General features: G+C 56.8%; 2 tRNA genes and 3 rRNA genes. All 5 read right to left on the bottom strand.

Annotated features, from left to right (window positions below):
- Nucleotides 1–21 precede the first annotated feature (21 nt).
- The 5 genes from rrf to BUB38_RS15455 all read right to left on the bottom strand — a co-directional run bounded on the left by rrf (nt 22) and on the right by BUB38_RS15455 (nt 5,093).
- A 5S ribosomal RNA gene (gene rrf / locus BUB38_RS15475) occupies nt 22–136 on the bottom strand.
- 110 nt (nt 137–246) lie between these two features.
- Nucleotides 247–3,147 (bottom strand): 23S ribosomal RNA (locus BUB38_RS15470).
- Between the two features lie 175 nt (nt 3,148–3,322).
- A tRNA-Ala gene (locus BUB38_RS15465) sits at nt 3,323–3,395 on the bottom strand.
- Nucleotides 3,396–3,403: 8 nt separating this feature from the next.
- Nucleotides 3,404–3,477 (bottom strand) — tRNA-Ile (locus BUB38_RS15460).
- Nucleotides 3,478–3,576: 99 nt separating this feature from the next.
- Nucleotides 3,577–5,093 (bottom strand): 16S ribosomal RNA (locus BUB38_RS15455).
- The 16S, 23S and 5S rRNA genes sit together here with 2 tRNA genes alongside, the layout of an rRNA operon.
- Between the last annotated feature and the right edge of the window lie 6 nt (nt 5,094–5,099).

The raw sequence follows: 5,099 nt of genomic DNA, 5'->3' as shown, positions 1-5,099 counted from the left end.
TTTTCCTCGGGGGGCCCGTGAATCCAGCGGCGACCTACTCTCCCGGACCCGTAGGCCAGGTACCATCGGCGATAGGAGGCTTGACTTCCGTGTTCGGAATGGGAACGGGTATGACCCTCCCTCGATAACCGCTGAAACAATCTCTCCGGCAGTAACCTGCAACCAGCGACTCTACTGAGTGGCTGAAGTAAAGGTGATGAATCCTAGCTGCTCACGCGACGCGTGTCGAACGTCATCGTTGAAAGAAAGGAAAAGCTCTCACGGGCTATTAGTACGACTCGGCTCAACGTGTCGCCACGCTTACACCTGTCGCCTATCGACGTCGTAGTCTCCGACGGCCCTTCAGGGGGTTGCCCCCGCGAGACCTGATCTTGGGAACGGCTTCACGCTTAGATGCCTTCAGCGTTTCTCCGATCCGTACACGGCTACCCGGCAATGCCGCTGGCGCGACAGCCGGTACACCGGAGGTACGTCCGACCCGGTCCTCTCGTACTAAGGTCAGCTTCCCTCAAGTCTCGTACGCCCACACCGGATAGGGACCGAACTGTCTCACGACGTTCTGAACCCAGCTCGCGTGCCGCTTTAATTGGCGAACAGCCAAACCCTTGGGACCTTCTCCAGCCCCAGGATGCGACGAGCCGACATCGAGGTGCCAAACCTCCCCGTCGCTATGAACGCTTGGGGGAGATCAGCCTGTTATCCCCAGAGTACCTTTTATCCATTGAGCAACGGCCGTTCCACGCTGTACCGCGGGATCACTAAGCCCTACTTTCGTACCTGCTCGACGTGTCCGTCTCGCAGTCAAGCTCCCTTATGCCTTTATGCTCTGCGCGCGATTGCCGACCGCGCTGAGGGAACCATTGGATGCCTCCGTTACCTTTTAGGAGGCGACCGCCCCAGTCAAACTGACCATCAGACACGGTCCCTGTCCCGGATGACGGGACGAGGTTAGATCTCAAAACGGGCAAGGGTGGTATTTCAAGGATGGCTCCACGACGACTGGCGTCGCCGCTTCTAAGCCTCCCACCTATCCTACACATGCCAGTCCTAAAACCAATGTCAAAATACAGTGAAGGTTCATGGGGTCTTTCCGTCCAGGTGCGGGTTGCCGGCATCTTCACCGGCACTGCAATTTCGCCGAGTCCCGGGAGGAGACAGTGCAGAAGTCGTTACACGATTCGTGCAGGTCGGAACTTACCCGACAAGGAATTTCGCTACCTTAGGACCGTTATAGTTACGGCCGCCGTTTACCGGGGCTTCGATTCAGCGCTTCGCGTGAGCTGACGCCTCCTGTTAACCTTCCGGCACCGGGCACGTGTCAGACCATATACATCCACTTGCGTGTTAGCATGGCCCTGTGTTTTTGGTAAACAGTCGCTTCTGCCGTTTCCCTGCGACCTCCTGCAGCCCTGGACTGTCCATCCTCACCGCTGGAGGCTCCCCTTATCCCGAAGTTACGGGGTTAATTTGCCGAGTTCCTTCTCCCGAGTTGTCTCGAGCACCTTAGGCTATTCGCCTCGTCCACCTGTGTCGGTTTACGGTACGGGCCACATCAATACTCCCTTAGGGGGTTTTCCTGGCACGGGCCCACGAGACTCAGCTTCCGGCCGAAGCCTTCCACCGGTCCGGCGCCTGGGGCATGTACCGGGGGGATTTGCCGCCCCGGAGCCTTGCACGCCATCCGCGACATCCATCAGTCGCTACTCGCTGTCCCATGCGTCGCCCCGTCGGTCAAACGCAGTGATGTGGGTGCGGGAATGTTCGCCCGCTTGTCATCGGCTACGCCTCTCGGCCTCGTCTTAGATCCCGACTGACCCCGGGGGGATTATCCTTGCCCGGGAACCCTTGGACTTACGGTGTGCGGGTTTTTCACCCGCATTTTCGCATACTCATGCCAGCATTCTCGTTTCCGATACCTCCAGCGCGCATCGCCACGCGCCTTCCCAGGCCTACGGAACGCTCTCCTACCACTCATTGCTGAGTCCATGACTTCGGTGATGTGCTTAGTCCCGATCATTTTCGGCGCGGGGTCGCTTGACCAGTGAGCTATTACGCTTTCTTTAAAGGGTAGCTGCTTCTAAGCTAACCTCCTGGCTGTCTGTGCAACCCCACATCCTTTACCACTTAGCACATACTTGGGGACGCTTAGTCGATGGTCCGGGTTGTTTCCCTTTCGTCCGCTGATCTTATCACCCGCGGGCTGTCTGCCATGCATCACGTTCACGGTATTCGGAGTTTGATAGGGTTTGGTAAGCGGGTGTGCCCCCTAGTCCTTCCAGTGCTCTACCCCCGTGAAGCTAACATGACGCCATACCTAAATATGTTTCGGAGAGAACAAGCTATCGCCCAGTTTGATTGGTCTTTCGCTCCTACCCACAGCTCATCCGGACACGTTTCAATGTATATCGGTTGGGCCCTCCACGAGGTGTTACCCCCGCTTCAGCCTGGCCATGGGTAGATCACTAAGGCTTCGTGTCTGCCGTGTACGACTGGTCGCCCAGTTGAGACTCGCTTTCGCTTCGGCTCCGGGCCTGAGGCCCTTAACCTCGCCGTACACGAGCAACTCGCTGGCTCATTAAACAAAAGGCACGCCGTCAGGAGGATGAATCCTCCCTCCGACAGAATGTATGCACGCGGTTTCAGGCGCTCTTTCACTCCCCTCTCGGGGTGCTTTTCACCTTTCCCTCACGGTACTGTGCACTATCGGTCATCCGCTCGTATTTAGCCTTGGAGGGTGGTCCCCCCGTCTTCAGGCAGGATTTCACGTGTCCCGCCCTACTCTTCGACGTACGCTCCATTGAACAAGACTACAGGCCTGTCACCTGCTATGGGGGGGCTTTCCATCCCGCTTCGCCTTGTCGCCTGAATGCGCGAACCGTCTGGGCTCTTCCCCTTTCGCTCACCACTACTGAGGGAATCTCGGTTGATTTCTTTTCCTCCGGGTACTTAGATGTTTCAGTTCCCCGGGTTTGCCTCCTCGGACCTATGTATTCAGTCCGTGGATACGCTTGCGCGTGGGTTTCCCCATTCGGATCCCCCGCAGTCAAAGGCCCTTTGCGCCTCGTGCGGGACTTTCGGGGCTTGGCCCGTCCTTCGTCGCCGGCAGATGCCTAGGCATCCCCCGCGTGCATTCCTTCGCTTAATTCCTGTTTCCAACGATAAAGCTCGATCTGTCGCTCGCATGAGCAGCTCGAATCCACCTTTTTTCTCAGTGCTTCAAGTCACTCTGTATGCTTGATTGCTTTTCTTGGTTACATGCCGTAATTTTCAATCTGCAGGTCGGCGCGGTGGCCTTCCCATTTTGTGCGCCCGGAAGCGCTACTGGAGCTAAGGAGACTCGAACTCCTAACATCCAGCTTGCAAAGCTGGCGCTCTACCAGTTGAGCTATAACCCCTTAAGCTATGGGCCTGAATGGACTTGAACCATTGACCCCCGCCTTATCAGAGCGGTGCTCTAACCAGCTGAGCTACAGACCCGGGCTCTAAAAGAATCGGAGATGTGCTTTCGTGGCGACTTCTAGTCTGAACGTCTTTCGATTACAGGTGGTTGGAAACCAGTTCCAAATTTTACTCCTTAAAGGAGGTAATCCAGCCGCACCTTCCGGTACGGCTACCTTGTTACGACTTAGCCCCAGTCAGAGGTCTTGCTTTAGGCGCTGGCTCCCTTGCGGGTTGGCATCGCGACTTAGAGCACTCCCTCCTCCCATGGCTTGACGGGCGGTGTGTACAAGGCCCGGGAACGTATTCACCGTGGTGTGCTGACCCACGATTACTAGCGATTCCAGCTTCACGGAGTCGAGTTGCAGACTCCGATCCGAACTGAGGCCGGCTTTGAGGATTGGCGCCCTGTCACCAGGTAGCGACCCATTGTACCGACCATTGTAGCACGTGTGTAGCCCAGGATGTAAGGGCCATGAGGACTTGACGTCATCCACACCTTCCTCCGGGTTGTCCCCGGCAGTCTCTCCAGAGGGCCCCCTTGCGGGTGGCAACTGGAAACGTGGGTTGCGCTCGTTGCGGGACTTAACCCAACATCTCACGACACGAGCTGACGACAGCCATGCAGCACCTGTGCGGAACGTTGTATTGCTACAAAACGGCGATCTCTCGCCGCGGCGTTCCCATGTCAAACCCTGGTAAGGTTCTGCGCGTTGCTTCGAATTAAACCACATGCTCCACCGCTTGTGCGGGCCCCCGTCAATTCCTTTGAGTTTCATACTTGCGTACGTACTCCCCAGGCGGCATACTTAACGCGTTGGCTTCGGTACCCGGGGCGAGCCCCGGACACCCAGTATGCATTGTTTACGGTGCGGACTACCAGGGTATCTAATCCTGTTTGCTACCCGCACTTTCGAGCATGAGCGTCGATAAGTCCCCAGCAAGCTGCCTTCGCCATCGGTGTTCTTCCTGATCTCTACGCATTCCACCGCTACACCAGGAATTCCGCTTGCCCCTGAACTATCCAAGAGAAACAGTCCAGTCTGCAGGTCCGGGGTTGGGCCCCGGTATTGTACAGACTGCTTGCATCTCCGCCTGCGCTCCCTTTACGCCCAGTGATTCCGAACAACGCTTGCACCCCTCGTATTACCGCGGCTGCTGGCACGAAGTTTGCCGGTGCTTCCTTTCGAGGTACATTCAACTTGGCCGAGGCCAAGCATTATTCCCTCACGACAGTGGTTTACACACCGAAATGCTTCTTCCCACACGTGGCGTTGCTGCATCAGGGTTTCCCCCATTGTGCAATATTCCCTACTGCTGCCTCCCGTAGGAGTCTGGGCCGTATCTCAGTCCCAATGTGGCCGATCACCCTCTCAGGCCGGCTACCGATCGTCGCCTTGGTGGGCCGTTGCCCCGCCAACTAGCTAATCGGACGCAAGCTCATCCCACACCGATAAATCTCTAGTCAACAGTCCATGTGGACTGCCACTCTCCTGGGCATTAACCGCGCGTTGGCACGGGTATTCCCTGATATGGGGCAGATTGCTTACGCGTTACTCACCCGTTCGCCGCTAGGACCGAAGTCCCCGCTCGACTTGCATGTATAAGACACGCCACCAGCGTTCGTTCTGAGCCAGGATCAAACTCTTCATTAATTTTTT

The sequence above is a fragment of the Fibrobacter sp. UWH5 genome (assembly GCF_900142505.1).
Lineage (GTDB): Bacteria > Fibrobacterota > Fibrobacteria > Fibrobacterales > Fibrobacteraceae > Fibrobacter.
Note: the sequence above shows the minus strand (reverse complement) of the source record. Positions and strands in the feature narration are given on the sequence as shown.